24 protein-coding genes are annotated in these 22451 nt (G+C 66.7%); 9 read left to right on the forward strand and 15 right to left on the reverse strand.

Features of this window, described 5'->3' with window-relative positions:
- Positions 1 to 8 precede the first annotated feature (8 nt).
- On the reverse strand, positions 9 to 1019 hold the full coding sequence (locus ASF79_RS07830) for an epimerase (protein WP_055853575.1): 1011 nt from the start codon (positions 1017 to 1019) through the stop codon (positions 9 to 11).
- A gap of 79 nt (positions 1020 to 1098) precedes the next feature.
- Here ASF79_RS07830 and ASF79_RS07835 point away from each other — a divergent pair, with 79 nt between their 5' ends.
- The 5 genes from ASF79_RS07835 to ASF79_RS07855 all read left to right on the forward strand — a co-directional run bounded on the left by ASF79_RS07835 (position 1099) and on the right by ASF79_RS07855 (position 5420).
- Complete coding sequence (locus ASF79_RS07835) at positions 1099 to 1506, forward strand: hypothetical protein (RefSeq protein WP_055780923.1); 408 nt, start codon at positions 1099 to 1101, stop codon at positions 1504 to 1506.
- Positions 1507 to 1514: 8 nt separating this feature from the next.
- Positions 1515 to 2426, forward strand: coding sequence for a pseudouridine-5'-phosphate glycosidase (locus tag ASF79_RS07840; protein WP_055853577.1), 912 nt, complete (start codon positions 1515 to 1517; stop codon positions 2424 to 2426).
- A complete protein-coding gene (locus tag ASF79_RS07845; protein ID WP_162239073.1) occupies positions 2419 to 3372 on the forward strand; it encodes a carbohydrate kinase family protein in 954 nt (317 codons plus the stop codon). Before ASF79_RS07840 ends, ASF79_RS07845 begins: the two co-directional genes overlap by 8 nt.
- Before the next feature lie 9 nt (positions 3373 to 3381).
- Complete coding sequence (locus ASF79_RS07850; protein ID WP_235500687.1) at positions 3382 to 4740, forward strand: M20/M25/M40 family metallo-hydrolase; 1359 nt, start codon at positions 3382 to 3384, stop codon at positions 4738 to 4740.
- A gap of 62 nt (positions 4741 to 4802) precedes the next feature.
- Positions 4803 to 5420, forward strand: coding sequence for a Pr6Pr family membrane protein (locus tag ASF79_RS07855; RefSeq protein WP_055853580.1), 618 nt, complete (start codon positions 4803 to 4805; stop codon positions 5418 to 5420).
- Here the strand turns inward: ASF79_RS07855 and ASF79_RS07860 are convergent.
- From ASF79_RS07860 to ASF79_RS07875, 4 genes are all read right to left on the reverse strand, one after another.
- Positions 5396 to 6877 (reverse strand): flavin monoamine oxidase family protein, encoded by a 1482-nt coding sequence (locus ASF79_RS07860; protein ID WP_082495757.1) that lies wholly within the window; start codon positions 6875 to 6877, stop codon positions 5396 to 5398. The two genes, ASF79_RS07855 and ASF79_RS07860, sit on opposite strands and share 25 nt — an antisense overlap.
- A gap of 27 nt (positions 6878 to 6904) precedes the next feature.
- Positions 6905 to 7480 carry a GDSL-type esterase/lipase family protein gene (locus tag ASF79_RS07865; RefSeq protein ID WP_055854594.1) on the reverse strand — a complete coding sequence of 192 codons (576 nt, stop codon included), beginning with the start codon at positions 7478 to 7480 and terminating at the stop codon, positions 6905 to 6907.
- 45 nt (positions 7481 to 7525) lie between these two features.
- Complete coding sequence (locus ASF79_RS07870; RefSeq protein WP_055853584.1) at positions 7526 to 9037, reverse strand: SDR family oxidoreductase; 1512 nt, start codon at positions 9035 to 9037, stop codon at positions 7526 to 7528.
- 115 nt (positions 9038 to 9152) lie between these two features.
- Positions 9153 to 9617, reverse strand: coding sequence for an SRPBCC domain-containing protein (locus ASF79_RS07875; protein WP_055853586.1), 465 nt, complete (start codon positions 9615 to 9617; stop codon positions 9153 to 9155).
- 80 nt (positions 9618 to 9697) lie between these two features.
- Between ASF79_RS07875 and ASF79_RS07880 the strand changes: the two genes are divergently transcribed.
- Positions 9698 to 10672, forward strand: coding sequence for an ROK family protein (locus ASF79_RS07880; RefSeq protein ID WP_235500688.1), 975 nt, complete (start codon positions 9698 to 9700; stop codon positions 10670 to 10672).
- Here ASF79_RS07880 and ASF79_RS07885 read toward each other — a convergent pair.
- From ASF79_RS07885 to ASF79_RS07910, 6 genes are all read right to left on the reverse strand, one after another.
- The gene (locus ASF79_RS07885; protein WP_055853587.1) at positions 10657 to 11598 is read right to left on the reverse strand and encodes a bifunctional riboflavin kinase/FAD synthetase; all 942 of its coding nucleotides are present in this window, start codon (positions 11596 to 11598) and stop codon (positions 10657 to 10659) included. The genes ASF79_RS07880 and ASF79_RS07885 overlap by 16 nt on opposite strands.
- Positions 11595 to 12059: a hypothetical protein gene (locus tag ASF79_RS07890; protein ID WP_055853589.1), complete on the reverse strand. Its 465-nt coding sequence runs from the start codon at positions 12057 to 12059 to the stop codon at positions 11595 to 11597. The genes ASF79_RS07885 and ASF79_RS07890 overlap by 4 nt, the downstream gene beginning before the upstream one ends.
- Before the next feature lie 39 nt (positions 12060 to 12098).
- Positions 12099 to 12467 carry a hypothetical protein gene (locus tag ASF79_RS07895; protein WP_055853590.1) on the reverse strand — a complete coding sequence of 123 codons (369 nt, stop codon included), beginning with the start codon at positions 12465 to 12467 and terminating at the stop codon, positions 12099 to 12101.
- Positions 12464 to 13438, reverse strand: a complete 975-nt coding sequence (gene truB, locus ASF79_RS07900) for a tRNA pseudouridine(55) synthase TruB (RefSeq protein ID WP_055853592.1) — start codon at positions 13436 to 13438, stop codon at positions 12464 to 12466. The genes ASF79_RS07895 and truB overlap by 4 nt, the downstream gene beginning before the upstream one ends.
- Positions 13439 to 13494: 56 nt before the next feature.
- The gene (locus ASF79_RS07905) at positions 13495 to 14118 is read right to left on the reverse strand and encodes a uridine kinase (RefSeq protein ID WP_156366184.1); all 624 of its coding nucleotides are present in this window, start codon (positions 14116 to 14118) and stop codon (positions 13495 to 13497) included.
- A gap of 83 nt (positions 14119 to 14201) precedes the next feature.
- A complete protein-coding gene (locus ASF79_RS07910; protein WP_055853596.1) occupies positions 14202 to 14849 on the reverse strand; it encodes a GNAT family N-acetyltransferase in 648 nt (215 codons plus the stop codon).
- Positions 14850 to 14918: 69 nt separating this feature from the next.
- On the opposite strand from ASF79_RS07910, the gene ASF79_RS07915 reads away from it, so the two are divergent.
- The 3 genes from ASF79_RS07915 to ASF79_RS07925 are packed head-to-tail and all read left to right on the forward strand — an operon-like array spanning position 14919 to position 17573.
- Positions 14919 to 15839: an A/G-specific adenine glycosylase gene (locus ASF79_RS07915; protein ID WP_442853857.1), complete on the forward strand. Its 921-nt coding sequence runs from the start codon at positions 14919 to 14921 to the stop codon at positions 15837 to 15839.
- Between the two features lie 47 nt (positions 15840 to 15886).
- The gene (locus ASF79_RS07920; protein ID WP_055853598.1) at positions 15887 to 16549 is read left to right on the forward strand and encodes a hypothetical protein; all 663 of its coding nucleotides are present in this window, start codon (positions 15887 to 15889) and stop codon (positions 16547 to 16549) included.
- A gap of 31 nt (positions 16550 to 16580) precedes the next feature.
- Entirely contained in the window at positions 16581 to 17573 is a 993-nt protein-coding gene (locus ASF79_RS07925; protein WP_055853600.1) for a ketopantoate reductase family protein, read from the forward strand.
- Positions 17574 to 17586: 13 nt separating this feature from the next.
- Here ASF79_RS07925 and rbfA read toward each other — a convergent pair whose 3' ends face one another.
- From rbfA to nusA, 4 genes are all read right to left on the reverse strand, one after another.
- Positions 17587 to 18081 (reverse strand): 30S ribosome-binding factor RbfA, encoded by a 495-nt coding sequence (rbfA, locus tag ASF79_RS07930; protein WP_055853601.1) that lies wholly within the window; start codon positions 18079 to 18081, stop codon positions 17587 to 17589.
- A gap of 46 nt (positions 18082 to 18127) precedes the next feature.
- On the reverse strand, positions 18128 to 20941 hold the full coding sequence (gene infB, locus ASF79_RS07935) for a translation initiation factor IF-2 (RefSeq protein WP_055853603.1): 2814 nt from the start codon (positions 20939 to 20941) through the stop codon (positions 18128 to 18130).
- A 90-nt stretch (positions 20942 to 21031) separates the two neighbouring features.
- A complete protein-coding gene (locus ASF79_RS07940) occupies positions 21032 to 21349 on the reverse strand; it encodes a YlxR family protein (protein WP_055780870.1) in 318 nt (105 codons plus the stop codon).
- A 40-nt stretch (positions 21350 to 21389) separates the two neighbouring features.
- Positions 21390 to 22409, reverse strand: coding sequence for a transcription termination factor NusA (gene nusA / locus ASF79_RS07945; RefSeq protein WP_055780868.1), 1020 nt, complete (start codon positions 22407 to 22409; stop codon positions 21390 to 21392).
- Positions 22410 to 22451 lie beyond the last annotated feature (42 nt).

The raw sequence follows: 22451 nt of genomic DNA on the forward strand, positions 1-22451 counted from the left end.
CCGACAGCTTAACGTGTCGCCGTGGGCGCCGGTCGCGCGAGGTCGTCCAACGCGTGCTCCAGAGTGCTGTGTTGAAAGACGTAACCGGCGTTCTGTAGCCGCTCGGGCACGACCCATCTGCTCTTCAGGACGAGCTCGGTCTCTGTCCGCAGCACTGACATGGCGACCTCGAGCATCCATCTGTAGGCCGGCAGCCCGACCGGCGCACCGACGTTGCGCCGAAGCAGAGCCATCAGCTGCCTGTTGTCGCTCGGCTCCGGGGCAGAGACATTGACGACGCCGTCGATATTCGGTCGGTCACGGATGAACCGCACGATCGCGACGACGTCGTCGACGTGCACCCAGCTGAATTTCTGGAGGCCCTTGGTGCCCCGTTTCTCGTGCCAGACGCCAGCGCGGCGCCGGGCGGCCGAACCGAAGAGAGAGCGGAACCACCACCCGTCGTGCTGAGTTCCGCCCAGTCCGAGCCGGGCGACGCGGATGAGTGGTGTCAGTGCGCCGCCGCGGCCAAGCACGATCGCCATCCTCAGGGCCACCCGCCTCGTCTGGGGAAGCTCGCCAGCGAAGAACTCGTCCTCCCAGTCTGTGGCGATCGATACGGAGAAGCCCGTGCCGATCTCGCCGTCGGACTCGGTCTGCGGCCGATCCTCAGCGTGCCGGTAGATGGTGGCCGTGCTCGAATTGAGCCACAGCGGCGGAGGCGACGCGACGCGTGAGATGGAGTCGCGCAGAATGCGGGTGGTATCGACACGGGATCGCCGGATCTCATGCCTGTTCTTCTCTGTGTACCGGCAGTTCACGCTCTTTCCGGCGAGGTTGATGACCAGCGCCGCGCCGTCGATGGCAGTATCGATCGCCGCCGTGTCGTGCCAGGAGACGGCCGGCGCCGACCGGCCGACGAGTGTGACCTCGTATCCCTCCGCCAGGAGCTCTTGTCGCAGCACTCCCCCGATGAAACCGCTGGCACCGGCAAGAACGGCGCGACGGGTGGAGAGCGGGTGTGGCGAAGCGGGAGTCATACATCCAGTCTGGTCGACGTGCCCGACATTCATGGCCATGTCGATTGTTCGAGACCGGCCGCGGCGCTAAGTTTTCCTTATGACCTCACCTGTGCCCTTCGGCGCCCCCTCGCCCGCCCTCTTCTCCGGCCCCGAAGGCGTTTGGAACGCCGACCCCGTCGAACTCGCGGCCCGTCTCTTCGTCGCCGTCTTCCAGCCTCAGGCGTCGGCTCCGTTGCCGCAGCGAGAGGTGTCCGATATCTACGATTCCCTCGCGGCCTTGGGCGGCTACTCGCTGCCGGCTCAGCGTGTGGGCAACACGCAACCGCTCGCCCTGACGGTTCAGTTGGCGCAGGAGGCCATCCTCATCTGGGAGCGGGCGACGATCGCGACCCGTCTCTCCGCGGGCGCCGGCCCTGTCTCCCACACGGTCACCGTGCTCCGATTCGGGCCCGGTGTCCTCCAGGCCGCCGACCCCGTCGCCGCCCTCCGCGAGCGACTCGGCTGACTCTGGGCATGACGACGCCCTTCCGGGTCTCTCCCGCGGTCGCCGATGCGCTGGCCGACGGACGCCCTGTCGTCGCGCTCGAATCGACGATCATCTCGCACGGCCTGCCGCGTCCGCGCAACCTCGAGGCTGCTCGTGAGTTCGAGGAGATCCTCCTCGCGCAGGGCGTCACGCCGGCAACGATCGCCGTCCTCGATGGCATCCCTCGCATCGGCCTCGACGCCGAGGGTGTAGAACGGATCGCATCGGAGGACATGGCGAAAGCGAGCGTGCGCGACCTGCCCATCCTCGCTGCCAAGCGGATCAGTGGCGCCACCACGGTGGCTGCGACGGCCTATCTCGCGGGCAAGGCCGGCGTTCGGGTCTTCGCCACGGGCGGGCTCGGCGGAGTACACCGCGGCGCAGGGCAGACCTTCGACGAATCGGCTGATCTCTCCGCTCTGGCCATCTCGCCCGTCGCCGTCGTCTCCGCCGGGGTGAAGAGCGTCCTCGACATCGCGGCAACGCTCGAGCGACTCGAGACGCTCTCGGTTCCCGTCATCGGATATCGGATGACGAACTTTCCGAGCTTCTGGTTGCGCGAGTCGGGCCACACCATCGACTGGTCGGTCGACTCCGCGACCGAGATCGCGCAGGTCATGCGCAGCCAGGATGCGCTGGGGCATGGTCAGGGAATCGTGGTCGCGAATCCCATTCCCGCGCATCAGCAGTGGGATCCCGAGGAGCACGACCGTATTCTCGAACAGGCCTTCGCGGCCGCCGAGGCAGCGGGAGTGCATGGCAAGGCAGTCACGCCGTTCCTTCTCGGCTACATCGTCGATGCTTCGGGTGGCAAGAGCCTCGAGGTGAACCTCGACATCGCACGCAACAACGTGCGTCTCGCTGCCGAGATCGCGACAGCGTGGAGCGTGCGTGCGTGAAGTGGTGAGTGAGCTCGGCGCAACGCCCGTCTCGGCTGGCTCGCCCCGCGTCGTCGTGTTCGGCGACGTGATCGACGACATCATCGTCACGCCTTCGGGTGATATCCGGCCCGACACAGACACCCCTGCCCGCATCGTCCGCACGGCTGGCGGATCTGCCGCGAATTCCGCGGCGTGGCTTGCGTGGGCGGGCTGTCATGTCGACTTCGTCGGCCGGGTGCACGTCACAGACCTCGAGCGTCATCGCGCTCTCCTCGTCGAGGCCCGGGTCAGTCCTCACCTTCTCGGCGAACCAGATCTGCCGACCGGTGCAATCGTCGTGATCGTCTCCGCCGACGGAGCCCGGACCATGCTGACCCAAAGGGGAGCGAATGCCGCCCTCTCGCCGCGCGACATCGGTCCCGAACGTCTGGCGCGGGCTCACCACCTGCACTTCACCGGGTATTCGATCTTCCGGCACGCACGAACGGCAGACTTTCCCGACCTCATCCGTCGTGCACACGACGCGGATGTCACGGTGAGCGTCGATCCGGGATCGGCCGGATTCATCGCCGACTTCGGCCGTGATCGCTTTCTCGAGGCCATCGGCGAGGCGGACATCGTCGTTCCGAATCTCGACGAGGGTCGGGCGCTCACCGGTCGGTCCGATCCGAGCTCCATCGTCGAGTCCCTGGTCGAGCGTTTTCCGCTCGTCGCCCTCACCCTCGGCCGTGACGGCGTCGTTCTGGGAACGAACGACGGCATCCGTCTCTCGGCTCCCAGCAAGGCCACGCGTGCTGTCGACACCACCGGTGCCGGAGACGCGTTCTGCACCTCCTTCCTCTCTGTCGTGCTGCACGAACCCGTCCGAGATCGCGACGTGCTCGAGCGAGCCGTGTCACGCGGTCTCGACACGGCAGCCCGCGCCGTCGCCGTCGTTGGGGCCAGGCCAAGCCCCACCGCGTAAAGTCGTGGTGTGGAAGAAGAGGCGGCCGCACGGCACAGCGATGCGCTGGCACTCGACCACCTGCAGATGTTGATCCGGATCCCCACTGTCTCTCGCCTCGACGAGTCGCTGATCGAGTGGTCGCGGTTCGACGAATTCACCTCGACGCTCGCTCTCCTCTACCCGCGGGTTCATGCCGCCCTCTCGCTCGACATCGTCGACGGGTATGCGCTCCTGTTCCGCTGGCGCGGCCGATCGCCCGGCGACGAGACCGTTCTGATGGCTCACTACGACGTCGTCGCGGCCGACGATGCGACCGGCTGGACGCATCCACCGTTCGACGCGGTCGTGACCGGCAGCGGGGCCGACCGGATCATCTGGGGGCGGGGAACCCTCGACGACAAGGGGGCGGTTGCCGCGATCCTCGAAGCCGTAGAAGGCCTTCTGGGGGTCGGTTTCGTTCCCGAGCACGATGTCTACCTCAGCTTCGGCCACAACGAGGAGACGGCCGGATCAGGGGCAGCGGCCCTCGTGCGCGAACTCGAGCATCGAGGCGTGCACCCGCGACTCGTGCTCGACGAGGGCGGTGCCGTCGTCGAGAAGGTGTTCCCCGGCGTGAGCCGACCGACCGCTGTGGTGGGCGTGAGCGAGAAGGGCATGGCCAACATCACTCTGACGGTCGAGCAGTCGGGCGGCCATGCCTCGACTCCCCCGCGTCTGACGGCCACGGCGAGACTCGCCAGGGCGCTTGTCCGCCTCGAAAAACGGCCCTTCCCCGCGTCGATCCCGGCTCCCACCATCGAGATGATCCGAACCATCGGTGCCCACTCGACTCCCCTTCTCCGTTTTGTCTTCACCCGGGCCGACACGCTTCGGCTTCCCCTCATCGCGCTCTTTGCACGTCTCAGCGATGAGACGAACGCCATGATCAGAACCACTGCCGCGGTCACCCAGCTTCGTGCGAGTGACTCGGCCAATGCTCTGGCCGAACGTGCCGTCGCGGTGGTCAACACCCGCATCGCGATCGGTTCCTCGGTCACCGCGACGCTGAGACACATCAGACGTGTCGTCCGAGATCCTCTCGTGGTGATCGAGGCGAGCACCCCGAGCGAACCGTCCCCGGTGTCGCCGTCGACAGGAGCGATGTGGCAACTCCTCTCGGAGACGATCTCGGCCGTCTATCCTCGCGCCATCGTCTCGCCCTACGTCATGCTCGGCGCGAGCGACGCCCGCCACTTCACCAGCATCAGCTCGCACGTCTATCGCTTCACACCGTTCGAGATGTCCTCCGCAGAACGCGCCACTCTGCACGCCATCGATGAACGCATGCATGTGAGCACGTTCTTGTCGGGAATACGGTTCTACAGAACCCTGATCGAGCGACTCTAGTCGGCGTGCGGTTGCGTACGAGGCCGGTCAGCGGCCAGACGAAAACACGCACGGCCTTCGGGGTGGCGCGTGCCTTGGTGGCGATCGTCGGCGTCGTCGCCCTGGTCGGCGACTTCCAGTACATCCTCGGCTTCAGCAGCTTCTCGACGGTCAACTACTTCACCTACTTCACGAATCAGAGCAACGCCGCCGGCGTCGTGGTGCTGGGTATAGGAGCGTGGCTCTCGTTCAGACGCTCGACCGACCCGGGCTGGCTCATGACGGCACGGATGCTCACGGCCACCTTCACGATCATCTCCGGAATCGTCTTCGGGCTCATCGTCAGCCAGGCGGGAGACTACAACTACCGCATCGTGGTTCCGTGGTCGAGCCAGCTCCTGCACTTCTGGATCCCGTCGTACGTGATCATCGACTGGATCTTCGCCCCGGGCCGCACGAAGATCCCGTGGCGCCGTGTGTGGCTGGTGCTCATCTATCCCCTCGTATGGGGCGGTTTCACGATGATCCGCGGCTCGATCGTGGGCTGGTATCCCTACTTCTTCCTCGATCCCGGTCAGGTGTCCGGACCGCTCGAGTTCGCCGCCTACTCGGGAGCGATCCTCCTCGTCATCGTCGGGCTAGCAGCGGGGCTGATAGCGCTGACGCGACGTCGTGGTCACGTCGTCGGCACGAAGGGCTGAAGACTGGCCAGGGCGATGTCCCGCACTTCGTCGTCGCCGAGATCGGCGAAAGCCCGGGCGGCGCTGCCACCGACCAGGCCGATCAGTACCGCGTCGCCCGTGAGGGGCATGAGGTTGATCCACTGGGTGATCATCGGGGCGGCCGTGGCCGACGGCGTGGCCAAAGGGGTCGGAGTCGAATCCGACGGCACCGGAGCGTCGACGACGAGACTCCAGAAAGCTGCCTCCTGCGTCCAGAACGGTGTGTCATAGCGCAGCCACACCTTCTCGACAGCGCCTGACCCGAGGGCGGCGATGGCCGTCCTGTGGCTGAACGGAAGCGGCGGATCGAACGTGATCGAATCTGACTGCAGAACGCCGATCGGCACGGTCACGATCACCCGATCGACCCGGATGGACTCCCCCGTGGCCATCTTCAGGCGCACGGCGTCGTCACCAAGCGATACCTCCCGCACCGGCGTCGAGAGAGCGACATCAGCACCGTCGAGCGCATCGACGATCACCTGCTGCGCCGAACCGACCACGAAGGCATCGCCTCCCTGGCCCTTGCCCACATCGTCGAGTCCGTACCAGGTCGAGAGCTCGTCAGCATCCGCGCCGAGCGTCGTCACGACTGTTCTGGCCACATACTCCGCGACGCGAGCCGCCGGGCTGACGCCGATCTCGTCCACCGACACGTCGACGGACGTTCCGTTCGCCCCGGCAAGCGATTCTCGAAGATTCGGGTCGCGCGACTGAGCCGCTCCCCAGGTGACAGCGGCGTCGACCGCATCGCGGCCCACCGCGTTGTCGGGGACAGTTTCGGATGCGGGAGTGAGCTGGACCCGCGATGTGGCGTCGACGGGCACCGTGACGACGTCGACGTCACCGAGCTGATCCACGAGGGTCGACGAGTCGACGCCGCGAACGAAGCTCGGACCGAGATCGACGGCCAACGGCCAGTCTCCGGGGCCATGAGCATCCACCCGACCGCCGACGCGATCGCGCCCCTCGAAGACGACGACCTCGTAACCCGCGGCGACGAGCGCCTTGGCCGCGGCCGCCCCTGCGAGTCCCGCTCCGATGATGCCGATTCGCTCACCCTCGGATGCCTGGCGCAGCACGTCTGTGGCCGCTCGCTCACCCGAGGTCTGGGCACCGTTCATGGTGCCGGGGAAATCGCTGCTCGTCGCCTCTCCGGCGAAGAAGATGCGGTCGGAGACGCTCTCGGCCAGGGTCTCCCGCGAATCCGGCGACGAGCCCGCGGGGATATAGCTGGTGCTTCCCAGGGAGAAGGGGTCGGATGCCCAGTTCGACCGGATGAACCCATTCGGCGTCGGTGTCGTGCCCGGAGTCGGCCGCGGCGTGGGCGTCGCCGAAGTCGGCGCGGGACGCGGCGGACCGACGCACGCCGAGAGGGCGAGCACGGCCGCACCGGTAGCCGCGCCTACAAGAAAGGTACGACGATCAACGCTCATGTCTGGTGCTCCGGCGCTGGCGGCGCGTCACTGCGCAGAGAGGTCGGGCAGCCTGATCGGGCGTGACATGGGGGGAAGGTCATTGACTCTCTCGAGTGCAGGACGAAGCTCGGACAGCCAGACGTCGTACCCGGCCGCGTTCAGATGGAGTCGGTCCTCGCTGAAGTCCGAGTTCAACGCGCCATCGGCATCGGCAAGCGCCGGCCACAGGTCGAGGTAGTGCACCCGCTGGGTCGCCGCGAACTGCCAGATGTGGCGATTGATCGCCCTCACGTTCTCGGCGAACTCCCGCCCACGAGGCAGAACGGACTGCAGGAGGATCCGAGAATCCGGCAGTTCCTGGTGCAGACGCACGAGCGCGCTCTCGATGTTGCGTACGATGCGCTCGATGCTTCGGCGCTCGGCCAGATCGTTCGTGCCGATGAGCAGCACGATCGTCTGGGGGTCGGCCTCGATGACGGCGTCCAGCCGCTCGAGCAATCCGTCAGTAGTGTCTCCGTCGACTCCGAAATTGCGCGCATCGACCTCTGAGAACCAGTCCTGCCAGGCTCCTGCGGCGGTAATGCTGTCTCCGACGAATGCGGTCACGGGCTTATCAGTCATCATGCCTCCGTTAGTGCTCACGTGCCATGATACGCGGCGACCGATTCACGACGAGGGTGTCGGCTCCGGCTTGGCCGCCGTGGCCTTCTCCGCCGCGGCCGTGATGCGGTTCGCCATTCCCGTGAAGATGACGCCGTGGAAGGGGAGGATCGAGAACCAATAGAGGCGGCCACCAAGGCCGCGGGGAAAGAAGACGGCCCTCTGATCGTAGATCGAGCCCGCTCCGTCTTTCGCGGGGGTCGCCCGCATCTCGAGCCAGGCGAGGCCGGGAACCTTCATCTCCGCCCGAAGTCTGAGAAGCGAACCTCGTTCGATGCTCTCTACCCGCCAGAAGTCGAGCGCGTCGCCGTTGTGTAGCTCTGTCGCGCTTCTGCGCCCGCGACGCAGGCCGACCCCTCCGACGAGCTTGTCCATCCATCCACGCGCCGCCCAAGCGAGAGGGAAGGAGTACCAGCCGTTCTCGCCGCCGATGCCCTCGATCACCTTCCACAGCTCAGAAGGGGCCGCGCTGCTCGTACGCTGCTTGATGTCGAGAAAGACGGTGTGCCCTGCCCAGTCCGGGTCCGACGGCAGCGGATCGCTGGCCGCGCCCAGCACGACCGCGTTCTGCCAGCTGGTCTCGACCGCTCCCGTCTTGACCTTCTCGAGAGCAAGCCGCACGGCGCGTCTATAGGAGGTGAGCCCACCATCGGGATCGGGAATGAGGGTGCGGATGTCGTCTTCGTGAGCGACGCAGTCGAATTGCAATGAGGCGATGATGGGCACGGCGAGAGCGCGCGGGATCGGTGTGACGAGGTTCACCCACTGCGACGCCAGCCACGGTGTCATCACAGGCAGCGCGGCGATCGGGCGCTGTTTCAATCCGGCCTCGAGCGCGTAACCGTTCATCATCTGCCCGTAGCGCAAGACATCGGGCCCGCCGATGTCGAAGGTGCGATTGACATCGGATGGCACTGTCGCCGAGTGGACCAGATAGTAGAGCACGTCGCGGATCGCGATGGGCTGGATGCGATTGCGGACCCACCGCGGAGCGGGCATGTATGGAAGGACGTCGGTGAGGTGGCGCACCATCTCGAACGATGTCGAACCCGATCCGATGATGACCCCTGCTTGCAGCGCGACCGTGGGTACGCCGGAGGCGAGGAGGATGTCTCCGACGCGCTTCCGGCTCTCCAGATGCTCGGAGAGGCGACCGTTCTCGGGGTGCAGGCCCCCGAGGTACACGATGCGCTTCACGCCCGCGTCCTTCGCCGCCTTCGCGACATTGCCGGCAGCCGCTTCCTCCTGTTCCCGGAAATGACCGGGCTTGCCCATCGAGTGCACGAGATAGTAGAGAACCTCGACGCCTTCCATGGCGGCGGGCAGCGTGCTCGCATCGTCGAGATCGCCCGTGACGATCTCGACCTCCGACGCCCAGGGCACGTCTGTGAGCTTGACCGGATCGCGCACCAGAACGCGCACCAGGAATCCGGCGTCGATCAGACGGGGAACGAGGCGACCGCCGACGTATCCTGTCGCACCGGTGACGAGAACACGAGACTGCGCAGCTTTTTCCATTCCCTCACGCTACGGGGCCGATCCGGCGATCTGGCAGGCATTGACACGCTGGAGAGCAGTCTCGGCACACTGCCAGCGCAGCATCAGTGCTTCGTCAGTGCTTGGTGGTTCTTCGTCAGTGCTTGGTGGTGCGGTTCCAATCGACCGGTCGACCTCGCAGGAGCTCGGACAGGTCGTCTAGTCGCTCGGCCCAGAACGCCCCTACGGCGCGTGCCTCTGACGCCGAGAGAGACGCGTCGTGCACGACGCTCACCGTGCACGATCGGGGATCTACGGAGGAAGCGGGGGCAAGGTCGAACGAGAGCCTGACGTATGGATCGAAGTCGACGCTGAGCCTTTGCAGCGGTTCGCTCTCGTCGATGGTGCCGAACCAGTCTGCCTCGTGCGGCTCGCCGAGGGGCCACACGATGGCGAAGCGGCCACCGACGCTGCCATCGGTCAGGACGTGGCCGAGCCAACCGTCGAGAAGCACGGGGTCGACGAGACACGGCCACACGACGGATGCAGAGAACGGAACCAGGAGCTGCGACTCGACGGCGCGGCGGGGTCGCATGGGAGCTGCGTTCGCGTCGAAGACCATATGCTCACGATATCCGGCCCGACCGACAGGCGAGACTCGTGCGCTCGGGGTGTGCGAGCCCCGTGGCCTAGGCTGGCTGGGTGTCAACAGAGACCCTCACGACAAGCGCGTCGACCCCTGACCAGATCCACGGACCGGGAGTCGTGCTCGCGGTCGATTTCGGTGGAACCAAAGTCGAATCGGGCCTCGTCGACGAGACCGGAGCTCTCCTTATCGGCAGCCGCTTCCGTCAACCGACGGGTCGAGACCGCTCCTCGGACGAGCTCCGTGACGCCGTGGTGTCCGTGGTCACGTCGACGCTCCAGCAGCTCCCCGAAGGCACCGCACTCCTCGGCATCGGTATCGGAGCGGCCGGACCGATCGACCGCGAGAGGGGCCGTGTCTCCCCCGTCAATCTGCCGGCGTGGCGCGACTTCGCCCTGCGCGACACCGTGGCCGCCACCGCACGCGACCTCGGGCACGACGCGCCCGTCAAGCTGCGGCTCGACGGGCTCTGCATCACGCTCGCAGAACACTGGGTGGGCGCCGGCCGAGGTGCCGACAACTTGATGGGCATGATCGTCTCGACCGGTGTCGGCGGCGGCGTCGTCTCCGGCGGAGCCGTCGTCGACGGATTCTCCGGCAACGCGGGGCACATCGGGCAGCTCGAGGTGCCCGGTTTCACCGACGTGGATGCCCCGTGCACGCTCGAGGAGATCGCGTCGGGCCCGCACACGGTCGCGTGGGCACAGGCGCGAGGCTTCGAGGGCGAGACCGGCGAGGACCTCGCCGCAGCCTATGCAGAGAAGGATCGCATCGCCGTGGCCGCCGTGACTCGCAGCGGAACGGCGATCGGTCGTGCGATCGCTTCGGTCTCGACGCTGCTCGATCTCGAGGTTGTCGTCATCGGAGGCGGCTTCTCGCTCGTCACGCCCGACCTCTTCGACATCATCCGCACCGCGATCGACCGCTACTCGCGGTTCGACTATGCCCGTCGCGTCGAGGTTCGTCCTACCGGTCTCGATACCGACGGACCACTCATCGGCGCCGCGGCCCTCGTCTACCGATCGGTCTGAGCCAGCAGCTCTCGAACGCGCACGACGTCGTCGTTCATCTGTTCGATGAGCGGCCCGACGCCCGTGTACTTCACCATGCCCCGGATGCGATGGGTGAACTCCACGTCGACGACGTGGTCGTAGAGGTCGATGTCCTCGTCGAGCACGAACGCTTCGACCTGTTTCTGAGGCACCCCGGTGAAGGTCGGATTGTTGCCGACGGAGATGGCCGCTGGGTAGCGCACGCCATCATCGGTGAGCCATCCGGCGTACACGCCATCGGCGGGAATGAGACCCTGCGACTCCGGAGACAGATTGGCAGTCGGGAACCCGAGCTCTCGCCCCCTCTTCGCGCCGTGCACGACCATTCCGCGGACGGTGGGGATGTGACCGAGCAGCTCCGCCGCCCCTTCGACATCTCCGTCTCTCAGAAGCTCGCGGATCCAGGTCGATGACACCCTCCGGTCACCATCGAGCCGCACGTCGTCGATGAGTTGCACCTCGAACCCGTGCTGTCGACCGAGTTCGCGAAGCAGTCCTACGTCGCCCGCGCCGCGCGCCCCGAAGCGGAAGTCGCTGCCGACCAGAACGATCTTGGCGTGCAGGGCATCGACGAGCATCCGCGAGACGAATTCCTCGGGGGTCTGATCTGCGAAGGCCCTGTCGAAGGTGAGCACGAGTGCTGCATCGACACCCGTCGACGACAGCAGCTCGATCTTGCGCTCTGTGCCCACGAGGGTCGCGGGACAGTTGCCCGGTGAAAGCAGCGCGAGCGGATGCCTGTCGAAGGTCACGACGACACTCGCGAGCGACTGCGCGTCAGCGACGCCGAGAAGCTGACGGATGACCGCCCTGTGCCCGGCATGCACGCCGTCGAACTTGCCGATGGTTACGGCAGTGCGGCCGATATCCGCGGGTACGGAGTCGAGGTCTGTGAACACTCTCATGCGGCGTCCGGCGGGGTGTCTCGTTCGATCACAACGACCCACGCACGGCGCGATCGAAGCCAGATCATGCCCAGGATGGGGAGGAACAAGGGGATGAACAGATAGCCGTTGCCGTACCACGACCACACGCTCGGCCTGGCGAAGAGCTCGGGGTGAGTGAGGCTGAGGGTGCCGACCACGAGTACCCCTACGAGCTCGAACGTGATCGTGATCCAGGCCACGCGGTACCAGACCCGCCCCGGCGCGATCAGCGCGATGGTCGCGACGATGTAGACCACGCTGGCGAGGGCCGACAGCCAGAAAGCGAGCGGTACCTGTTGCGAGTCTTCGACCGAATGGGCGATCTGCACGAACGAGCGACCGGTCGCTCCGAGGGCGAGAATGCCGTAGACGACGATGAGTACCCTGCCGACACCCTTCGAGCGTGTCGAGCGGGGCGCGGAAGCTGTGAGTTGTGGCATGGCTAATCGAGTTTACAACCCGCGTGAGGCCGCTCTCCGTCAGGCTCCCTGCACGAACCAGATCACGTTCATCCGATAGACCATCACGGCGATGGCCAAGCACACGACTCCCAGGATCACCGTGCTCCAGCGCGTTCTCTCCACAAGGGCCCAGAACACCCCCGCCGCCGGCAGCAGGAGTGCAGAGATCAGGTAGGTGTAGAACTCGAGAGGGTCGCCGCTCGGGCTGTTGCCCGCGAACGGAGACACGATGGCCGAGACCAGCTGCGCTATGAGCAGCACCTCCACGAGTGCCACGACTCCGAGTGTGTAGTCGTTCGGCTTCCGCCCCGCGAAACCGAGGACGAGGCACAGGATGCCTCCTGCGACGGCGACGACCACCTGCGCGATGGTGAACCACTCGATCATGCCGACGCACCGCTCGGGGTCTGCTGCGGGTCAGGAGGAAAATTCACCAGCGTCTTCGCTCGACCAGCCGAGATGGACACGAGGCCGACCAACCGGCCGTCTGGAGCGATCGCGGCGACCGGACCCGCGGCATCCGGAACGTCGTCGCCGAGCTCGAGTTTCTTGCCATGCCCCAGATCGACGCTCTGCGGGGCTGTGAGGTCGAGGGTCTCGAAGAGTCGCGAGGCCGTCGCGGCGGGCCCCTCGAGCGCCTCGGCCACGACGACGGTCTCGAGATCGAAGGCCTCGGACACGGCGAACGGGCCGATACGCGTGCGCCGCAGGGCGGTGAGATGTCCACCGACTCCGAGAGACGAACCGAGGTCACGGGCCAAGGCGCGAATGTAGGTTCCCGACGAGCACACGACCCGCACATCGAGGTCGATCACCGCGGCGCCGTCGGGCGTGCTGGCAGAGCGCTGTTCGAGGACCTCGAACTCCGACACGGTGACCGGTCTCGCGGTGAGCTTCACCTCGACGCCCTCGCGTACGAGAGCGTACGCGCGCTTGCCGTCGACCTTGATGGCGCTCACCGAACTCGGGATCTGCTCGATGTCGCCCGTCAGGTCGGTGATCCCAGACCGGATGTCCGCCGCCGTGATGACGCCGATCGCGCCCGACGGCGCAACGGAGACGAGTTCTCCCTCGCGGTCGTCCGTCGTCGTCGCCACGCCGAGTCTGATCGTCGCCAGGTACTCCTTGTCGAGACCGACGACGTAGGTGAGCAGGCGTGTCGATGTGTTCACGCCGAGCACCAGCAGGCCAGTTGCCATGGGGTCGAGTGTTCCGGCGTGCCCGACCTTGCGCGTTCCTGCTATGCGGCGGGTTCTGGCGACCACGTCGTGGCTCGTGAGGCCCGCCGGCTTGTCGATGAGGAGGACGCCGCTTCGGGCCGACGGCTCGGCTTTGTCACGCGTGAACTGGTCTGGCACCCCTCAACTGTAAACGCGCCCCGCCCACTGTTCGGGCCGCCCATGGGGCCATCGCGTCAGCAGCTGTCCGCGAACACCCTCCGAGGACGGTCGGGATCGGTGGTGTCGACGATGGCCGTCGCGCTGAAGCGCGGACCAGCCTCGGCTGTGTAGCGGTCGAGTGCCTCGTCGAGCGAGGCGTTCTTCGGCCTGGCCGGCGTCTCGAGGAAGATCGTGTAGTTGAAGGTGCCGCGCAGTTCTGCCCGCGCGAGGAATGGTCCGGCGACGACGAGGATGGCGTCGGCCGGCGCCGTTCGCCAGACCGGCTCGACGGCACGAGAAGCACTCTCGTCGAAGGCCGCCACCACGAAACCGGCGCTGCCGCCCAGGCGGAAAGGATCCACGAGCACGCGCCTGAACGTGGCGTAGTCGTAACGACGTTCGTAGTAGTCGCCCGAGCTCTGCCTGGCCGCCTCGCCCGGAGCCGTCGGCTGCACGAAGTCGTCGATCGATGCCAACACGGCCGTGTGACGCGCCCGTTCGAGGGCGGAGACCAGTTCACGGCCGAATTCGAGGGCACCGACCGCACCGTCGATGGCGACGATCGCTCGCCCCCGACCGTAGTTGTGCACGATTTCGGCGGCCTGCGCATCGAAGAAGCGGCGGCTGTCTATGCGGTCTGGGGAGAGGTCTGATGACACCTGTCAAGTCTAGGCACGCGGGTCGGCCCGCGGGTCAGTACGTCGAGCGATCATTGCTGTTCCGGGGACGCGGCCGCTCTCAATCACCCTGAGACGCCGAAGAGCGGCAGACATGGAGCCACGCCCGACGCTGCGACGCTCAGTCGAGCCGAGCTCGCCCACTCGGTCCTGTCGAGGCGAAGGCGATCAGAGACCACCACATCGTCGTCTCGGACATCTCGGGAGATGCCGTCTCTTCGATATCCCAGGCGTCGAGACACGCCCTGGGAGGCCGCATTGTCCTGGAAGACCTCGCTCACCGCGCTCTGCGCGTCGAGCTCGGCGAATGCCAGGTGCAGCAGTGCGGCGCGGGCCTCGGTTCCGAGCCCGCGTCTCTGGTAGTCGATTCCGAGCCACGATTCCGTCTTCACCTCCCGGCGCACTCGGAAGTCCCGGGCTCGCACGGCCACCATTCCCACGGGCAGTCCATCGAGGAAAACCGCGAGTTCGAGCTCCCACGACTCCGGAGTCCACTCGCCGCGCCGCCTCCAATGCTGCTGCACCACGTAAACGGCGCGCTCTCCCGGCGTCCCTTCTGTCCAGGGCACCAGGTACGGCCGCTCCCCGGGCGCGTGGACGCCCTCCGCAGCAATGCCGGCGAGCGTGGCGAGTTCATCGTCGTTCGGAGAACGGAGGACGACGCGCTCGGTCGTCAACCGCAGGTTCAGGAGGGGCCACAGGTCAGCGATCACGCCACGAGCATCTCACGACCTCACGGGTGCCGTCACGATCCGGCCGCGAAGTGAGCCTAGGCTGACACGGTGACGACGAACGCCCCGCCCATCGGCCCCTCAGGAGCGTCCGGCACGAGCGACTACGCCCGCTCACTGATCGAATGGTTCGAGGATTCGGCGCGCGATCTGCCCTGGCGCGCTCCAGGCTTCGGCGCCTGGGGCATCCTCGTGAGCGAGTTCATGCTGCAGCAGACGCCTGTCGCGCGCGTCATACCCCGACTCGAGGAGTGGCTCGCTCGGTGGCCCACCCCCGAGGCGCTCGCCGCCGACTCCCCCGGCGAGGCCGTGCGTGCATGGCAGTCGCTCGGATATCCGAGACGGGCGCTGTGGCTGCACGCCTGCGCCGTCGCGATCACCGAAAGACACGCGGGCATCGTGCCGTCCGACGTCGCGGCGCTCAGGGCGCTTCCGGGCATCGGCGACTACACCTCGAGGGCCGTGGCCGTCTTCGCTTACGGCCACAGGCATCCGGTCGTCGACACGAATACCCGCCGCGTCATCGCCCGCTCGGTCGAAGGACGCGACGACGCGGGACCTCCCAGCGCTCGACGCGATCTCGAGGCCATGGAGCGTCTCCTGCCCCACGACGAGCACGACGGCCGTCGGTTCAACGCGGCCATCATGGAACTCGGCGCCGTGGTGTGCACGGCGCGCCGACCGGACTGCGATATCTGCCCCGTGCGCTCGCTGTGCGCCTGGCGTCGAGCAGGCTTCCCTGACACGGGTGGGCCGAAGAAGAAAGTGCAGAAGAGGTTCGAGGGCTCCGACCGTCAGGTGCGTGGTCTGGTCCTCGCTCTCCTTCGCACGAGCGAGGCCACCCAGGGCGTGTCCACGGGTGCCGTCGATGCGGTCTGGCACGACAGCGTGCAGCTCGAGCGGGCCGTCGACGGTCTCGTCCGAGACGGCCTCCTCGCCCGAACACCGGATGGCTTCGCCCTTCCCTCGTGAGCGACCCTATGCTGGCCAGCAGGTCGACAGAAGAAGGCGGTAACACGATGAGAGCTCACCTCGGGGTAGCAGTCACCCTTCTCGCGGTCGTGCTGACCGGATGCGCGGGGGCTCCGTCCGACGGCCAGCCCACGACCGCGCCAGCCACCACAGCCACGCCCACGGCCACCCCCGAAGCGGGCGCGGCCGAGACCACGCCCCCGGCACCCGAGCCCGCCGCACACGCGATCCCGACCGACTGCGCGTCCCTCATCGCTTCGACGCCTTTCGCTGCCACGTTCGGCAGTTGGCCGTTGAACGATCCGTCGGTGGTCGGAAGCCCGGACGGGCCCTACTACACGCCGACCGGATCCATCGCGCCGACCCCCGCACCGAGCGGCGCGACTCTGCTCGAGTCGATGCTCGCCGCAACCGAACTCCGGTGCGTGTGGAGAGACCCGCAGGCCGACATCACGAACCTGTCCGTCGAGATCGGCCAGGCCGATCCTGGCGTCTCGGCCCCGTACCTGCAGTCGCTGCCCGCCGATGGATTCAGCTGCACCCAGGAGGCCGCCGGCCAGACGTGCGTGAAGTCCGAGACAGAGACGAAGTACAACGTCGAGATCGGTGAAACCGTGCTCGTGCGCGACGACGTGTTCATCCGGGTGAGCCAGGCCAACGTCTCGACTCCAGGTCTGTTGGACACGCTCGTCAGCGACGTCTGGAATTAGATCGGCGCACCCCGCCGCCTAGGCTGGGCCTATGCGAATCGCCGTGATCGGAGCAGGAGCGATCGGGGGTACCATCGCGGCGCTCCTCGATCGCGTGGGACATGACGTGGCCATCACGGCTCGCGGCGAACAACTGCAGACGATCCGCACATCCGGTCTGCGCATCTCGGGTGGCTGGGGTGAGCACACGGCCCGGCCCCGGGCATCCGCCGTGCTCGAGACGACGCCCGAGCTCGTGTTCGTGTGCACCAAGGCACAGGATGCGGCGGGCGCGATCACGGTCAATGCCGAAAGGCTGGTGGGGATCCCCGTCGTCATCGTGCAGAACGGACTCGACGGGGTTCGCCTCGCGGAAGAACTCCTGCCCGACTCCCCTGTCATCGGGGCGATCGCGATCTATGCCGCGAGCTATCTGAAGCCGGGCCTCATCGACGTGACCGCTGCGGGACCCACCGTCATCGGCACAGACGATCCTGCCCGGCGGGATATCGCCGCCCACGTCGCATCCGTGCTCGGTGCGGCGATGCCGACGTTGTTGGTAGCCGACTTCCGCGGCGCGCAATGGTCGAAGCTCATTGTGAACCAGGTCAATGCCATGCCCGCCATCACCGGTCTGTCTGCCCAGGAGACGCTCGTGCATCCGGTGCTCGGACGCATCGTCACGGCCAGCATGCGCGAGGCCGTGCGGATCGGTTTGTCTACCGGAGTCCGATTCGCATCGCTGCAAGGCCTCAGCCAGCCCGTGCTGCGGGCCTTCGCGCTCGCGCCGATCTCCATCGGGCGAGCGCTCCCGAGGCTGATGGCCGCGCGAATGGGCGACACGCCGAATCCGGGATCGACCCTGCAGAGCATCCGGAGGGGCCAGCCCACCGAGATCGACTTCCTGCACGGAGCCGTGGTCAGGGCGGCATCCGAGGCAGGACTGACGGCACCGATCAACGAGCGACTCACCGAACTGGTGCACAGAGTAGAGAAAAGCGGCGACTTCCTCGGTGTGGAGGAAGTCGCCGCTGAATTCGCTTGACCAGCTAGCGCGGTCAGTGACGAGGAGCCGACACCGGTTCGTCGTCGTCGTCTTCGTCGTCGAGCTCGTCGAGTTCGTCGTCGCCCAGTTCGCGCGGCTTGATGTACGGATCGGCGTCGCCGGCGTACTGAGCCTCGCGAGCGAGCCGCAGGGTCTCGGCGTCTCGCTGCTGCGCTTCGGCCAGGAGACCGTCGATCAGCTGGGCGTTCTCGGGAATGCCGTCTGGAATGAACTCCAGGCTCGGAGTGAGGCGGGCCGTGATGTTCTTGCCCACCTCGCTCCGCAGCATTCCCGTGGCACTCTTCAGAGCAGCCGCGCTGTCTGCGCGCTCCTCGTCTGAGCCGTACACCGTGTAGAAGACCGATGCGTGCTGCAGGTCGCCCGTCACCCTCACATCCGTGATGGTGACGAAGCCCAGGCGGGGGTCTTTCAACCCCCGCTCGAGCGTCTTCGCGACGATGACCTGGATTCGCTCTGCCATTTTTCTGGCGCGTGCGGGATCAGCCATGGTGCTTTCCGTTCTCTTTCGAAGCTGCGATCGAAGTCCGTGAGGACTAGACGCGCGGCTTCTCCTTCATCTCGATGGTCTCGATCTCGTCGCCGATCTGGATGTCGTTGAACTTGCCGAGGCCGATACCGGCCTCGAAGTCCGTACGAACCTCGGTGACGTCGTCCTTGAAACGACGCAGCGACTCAATGGCCAGGTTGTCGCCGACCACGACGCCGTCGCGGATGACCCGCGCCTTGGCGTTTCTCGTGATGGTTCCCGAGCGCACGATGACACCGGCGATGTTTCCGAACTTGGAGGAACGGAAGACCTCGCGGATCTCCGCCACACCCGACTGCACCTCTTCGAACTCGGGCTTAAGCATGCCCTTGAGCGAGTTCTCGATGTCTTCGAGCGCGGAGTAGATGACCGAGTAGAAGCGCACGTCGACACCTTCACGAGCGGCACGCTCGCGCGCCTTCGTGTCGGGGCGCACGTTGAACCCGATGATGATCGCGTTGTCGACCGTGGCCAGGTTGACGTCGGACTCCGTGACAGCACCCACACCGCGGTGGATGATGCGCAGCTGAACCGAATCGTCGACCTCGATCTTGAGCAGCGACTCTTCCAGTGCCTCGACGGCACCGGACACGTCACCCTTGATGATGAGGTTGAGCGACTCGACCTTGCCCTCTTCGAGTGCACGGGTGAAGTCCTCGAGCGAGATGCGCTTGCGGCTCTTGGCCAGCAGCGCGTTGCGCTCGACGGCTTCGCGCTTCTCGGCGATCTGCCGGGCGGTGCGGTCGTCTTCGGTGACCAGGAACGTGTCGCCGGCGCGGGGCACCGTCGAGAGTCCCTGCACCTGCACGGGGCGGGCGGGCGTCGCTTCGGTGACGATGTTTCCATCCTCATCGTGCATAGCCCGCACCTTGCCGTAGGCGGTTCCGGCGACGATCGGATCTCCGACGCGCAGCGTTCCCGACTGGATGAGCACGGTTGCAACCGCACCACGGCCCTTGTCGAGCTTCGCCTCGATGGCGACGCCACGGGCATCCTTGTTGGGGTTGGCGCGCATGTCGAGACCCGCGTCCGCGGTCAGCAGCACGGCGTCGAGGAGTTCCTTGATACCGATGTTGTTGAGAGCAGACACGTCGACGAACATGACGTCTCCGCCGTACTCCTCGGCGACGAGGCCGAACTCGGTGAGCTGCTGGCGCACCTTCGCCGGGTTCGCACCGACCTTGTCGACCTTGTTCACCGCGACCACGATCGGCACGTTGGCAGCCTGGGCGTGGTTGAGTGCCTCTACCGTCTGCGGCATGATGCCGTCGTCGGCAGCGACAACCAGGATGGCGATGTCGGTGACCTGCGCACCACGGGCGCGCATGGCGGTGAACGCCTCGTGGCCCGGGGTGTCGATGAAGGTGATCTTGCGCTCGATGCCCTCGTGCTCGGCCGAGACCTGGTAGGCACCGATGTGCTGGGTGATGCCACCTGCTTCGCCCGCGACGACGTTCGCGCTGCGGATCGCGTCGAGGAGCCTCGTCTTACCGTGGTCGACGTGACCCATGACCGTCACGACGGGCGGACGGATCTCGAGAACGTCGTCGGTTTCGTCTTCGAGCTCCTGATCGATGTCGATGTCGAAGCCACTCAGCAGCTCGCGATCCTCGTCCTCCGGAGAGACCATCTGGATCTTGTAGCCGAGCTCTTCACCCAGGATGTCGAAGGTCGCCTCGTCGAGAGACTCCGTCGCCGTCGCCATCTCACCGAGGTGGAACAGCACGGTGACGAGGTTTCCGGGGCTCGCGTCGATCTTGTCGGCGAAGTCGGTGATGGATGCTCCGCGGCGCAGTCGCACCACGGTCGAGCCGTCACCACGGGGAACGCTGACGCCTCCGAGCGACGGGGCTTCCCGCAGCTCGAATTCGGCCCGCTTCGTACGCTTCGACTTACGTGCCTTGGCACGACCGCCTCCACGACCGAAAGCTCCGGCCGTTCCTCCGCCGGGGCCACGACCGCGGCCGCCACCACCCGCGGGGCGAGGCGCACCGAAACCGGGCGTCGCTCCAGGAGCGCCGCCGGGGCGCTGGAAACCGCCGCCCGCGGGGCGAGCGCCGCCCGCACCACCGGGGCGGAATCCGCCGCCGGCACCCGCGGGACGCTGGCCGAAGCCGCCGGGGCGTGCGCCCTGGCCTGCGCCGCCGGGACGCGGAGCGCCCGGACGAGGTGCGCCGGGACGAGGCGCTGCCGGACGCGGGATCGCGCCGGTCGAGCCTCCACCGGTGCCCGCGCGGGGTGCCGGTGTGGTGCCCATGCCCTGCTGGCTGGCGAAGGGGTTGTTGCCGGGGCGCGGGGCGCCGGGGCGCTGCATGCCCTGCTGGCTGGCGAACGGGTTGTTGCCCGGGCGGGGTGCACCGGGGCGCGGCGCTCCACCGGCGGGAGCGGTGTCGCCCGTAGCCACAGGGGCGGCGGGCTGACTCGTCTCGACGGCGGGAGCCGGGGTCGGGGTCGCAGCGGGAGTCTCCGCCGGTGCAGCAGGTGCGGCAGAGGGAGTCGGAGTCTCCACGGCCGGAGCCGCGGGAGCCGCAGGGGTGGGTGCGGCGGGTGCCGCGGGACGTGCCGGTCCGGGGGTCGCCGTCGTCCGCGCTCCACCGGGGCGGGCGGGTGAGGGGGCGGCCTTCGCCGGGGCGGGCGTCGAGGCGGCCGCGCCGGCACCGTCAGCGAGAAGGGCTTCCTTCAGGCGACGGGCGACGGGCGGCTCGATGCTCGATGACGGGCCCTTGACGAACTGACCCATTTCTTTCAGCTTCGCGAGGGCGATCTTGCTGTCGACGCCGAGTTCGGCGGCGACTTCGTGTACGCGTGGTTTTGCAGCCACAATTCTCCTGTCTGGGATCCGCTCCCAAACAGGGGCAGACCATTAGTTGTGCGCGGGGCTCATTTGGAGCCGCTCATTAGTTGTCACTCATTAGTTGGTCACGATGTACGTTTCAGCCTGTTCTTTAGAAACTGAATGTCTGCGGATTGATGGATGAGTCGCCTGCCGCTCGAGAAAATCGAGAACGGAGGACGTGTCGAGTGCGGTCTTGATGCGTAACGCGCGGCCGAAAGCCTTGCGTGTCTGCGCCTTTTCGACGCACTCGATGCGGGGATGCACCCACGCGCCCCGGCCGGGCAGAACGGCCGTCTCATCGACGACCACGACTGGATTCCGGGCGACGACCCTCAGAAGAGAGGATCGATCGGCGCGCGCGCGGCAACCGACGCACGTTCTTACGGGTTCCATACTACACCTCCCCCGAATCGATCCCCGTGGTGACGCGGCGTCAGGCTTCGTCCATCACCGAATCGGGCTGGATGTCGATCTTCGCACCGGTGAGCTTCGCGGCGAGGCGGGCGTTCTGCCCTTCCTTGCCGATGGCCAGCGAGAGCTGGTAGTCGGGGACGAGCGCGCGGACGGCCTTCAGCGATTCGTCGATCACGAACGCGCTCGACACTTTCGCCGGTGACAGCGCGTTGGCGACGAACGTGGGCAGGTCGGTCGAGAAGTCGACGATGTCGATCTTCTCGTTACCGAGCTCGCTCGTCACGGCACGAACCCGCTGGCCCAGCTCGCCGATGCAGGCGCCCTTGGCATTGATTCCCGGCTCGGTGGCGCGAACGGCGATCTTGGTGCGGTGGCCGGCCTCACGTGCGAGCGACACGATCTCTACGGCGCCCGATGCGATCTCGGGAACCTCGAGCGCGAACAGCTTGCGCACGAGCGAGGGGTGCGTGCGGGAGACCGTGATCGAAGGACCCTTGGTTCCCTTCGACACGCTCGTCACGTAGACGCGGATACGCGAGCCGTGAGAGTAGTCCTCGCCCGGCACCTGCTCCTCTGGAGGGAGGATGGCCTCGATCGTTCCGAGGTCGACGTGGATCATGCGGGGGTTGGGGCCCTGCTGGATGATTCCGGCGACGATGTCGCCCTCGCGTCCCTTGAACTCTCCCAGAACGGCGTCGTCTGCGATGTCGCGAAGACGCTGGTTGATGACCTGCTTCGCCGCGAAGGCTCCGATACGACCGAAGTCGCTCGGGCTGTCTTCGCTCTCGCCGATCACGGCACCGTCGTCATCGAGTTCGGGCACGTAGATGCTCACGTGTCCGCTCTTGCGGTCGAGGTGCACGCGCGCATTCGGAGCCACGGGCGCCGGCGTGTCTTTCGGTGCGTCGACCGGCAGAACCGGCGTCGTGTGCTTGATGTAGGCGGTCAGGATCGCCTGTTCGATGATCTCTACCAGTTCGTCGAACGGGATCTCCCGCTCGCGCTCCAAGAGCCTGAGCACGCTGAGGTCGATGTCCATAACCCGGCCTCCTTCTTCTGTATTAAATTCGTGGTCCCCCGA

The sequence above is a fragment of the Agreia sp. Leaf335 genome (assembly GCF_001423605.1).
Classification (GTDB): Bacteria; Actinomycetota; Actinomycetes; order Actinomycetales; family Microbacteriaceae; genus Agreia.

Bases quoted from the DNA above. Each gene is read 5' to 3' on its own strand.
- ASF79_RS07830 (WP_055853575.1), bottom strand. From the start codon at position 1,019: ATGACTCCCGCTTCGCCACACCCGCTCTCCACCCGTCGCGCCGTTCTT.
- ASF79_RS07835 (WP_055780923.1), top strand. From the start codon at position 1,099: ATGACCTCACCTGTGCCCTTCGGCGCCCCCTCGCCCGCCCTCTTCTCC.
- ASF79_RS07840 (WP_055853577.1), top strand. From the start codon at position 1,515: ATGACGACGCCCTTCCGGGTCTCTCCCGCGGTCGCCGATGCGCTGGCC.
- ASF79_RS07860 (WP_082495757.1), bottom strand. From the start codon at position 6,877: ATGAGCGTTGATCGTCGTACCTTTCTTGTAGGCGCGGCTACCGGTGCG.
- ASF79_RS07865 (WP_055854594.1), bottom strand. From the start codon at position 7,480: ATGACTGATAAGCCCGTGACCGCATTCGTCGGAGACAGCATTACCGCC.
- ASF79_RS07870 (WP_055853584.1), bottom strand. From the start codon at position 9,037: ATGGAAAAAGCTGCGCAGTCTCGTGTTCTCGTCACCGGTGCGACAGGA.
- ASF79_RS07875 (WP_055853586.1), bottom strand. From the start codon at position 9,617: ATGGTCTTCGACGCGAACGCAGCTCCCATGCGACCCCGCCGCGCCGTC.
- ASF79_RS07885 (WP_055853587.1), bottom strand. From the start codon at position 11,598: ATGAGAGTGTTCACAGACCTCGACTCCGTACCCGCGGATATCGGCCGC.
- ASF79_RS07890 (WP_055853589.1), bottom strand. From the start codon at position 12,059: ATGCCACAACTCACAGCTTCCGCGCCCCGCTCGACACGCTCGAAGGGT.
- ASF79_RS07895 (WP_055853590.1), bottom strand. From the start codon at position 12,467: ATGATCGAGTGGTTCACCATCGCGCAGGTGGTCGTCGCCGTCGCAGGA.
- ASF79_RS07920 (WP_055853598.1), top strand. From the start codon at position 15,887: ATGAGAGCTCACCTCGGGGTAGCAGTCACCCTTCTCGCGGTCGTGCTG.
- ASF79_RS07925 (WP_055853600.1), top strand. From the start codon at position 16,581: ATGCGAATCGCCGTGATCGGAGCAGGAGCGATCGGGGGTACCATCGCG.
- rbfA (WP_055853601.1), bottom strand. From the start codon at position 18,081: ATGGCTGATCCCGCACGCGCCAGAAAAATGGCAGAGCGAATCCAGGTC.
- ASF79_RS07940 (WP_055780870.1), bottom strand. From the start codon at position 21,349: ATGGAACCCGTAAGAACGTGCGTCGGTTGCCGCGCGCGCGCCGATCGA.
- nusA (WP_055780868.1), bottom strand. From the start codon at position 22,409: ATGGACATCGACCTCAGCGTGCTCAGGCTCTTGGAGCGCGAGCGGGAG.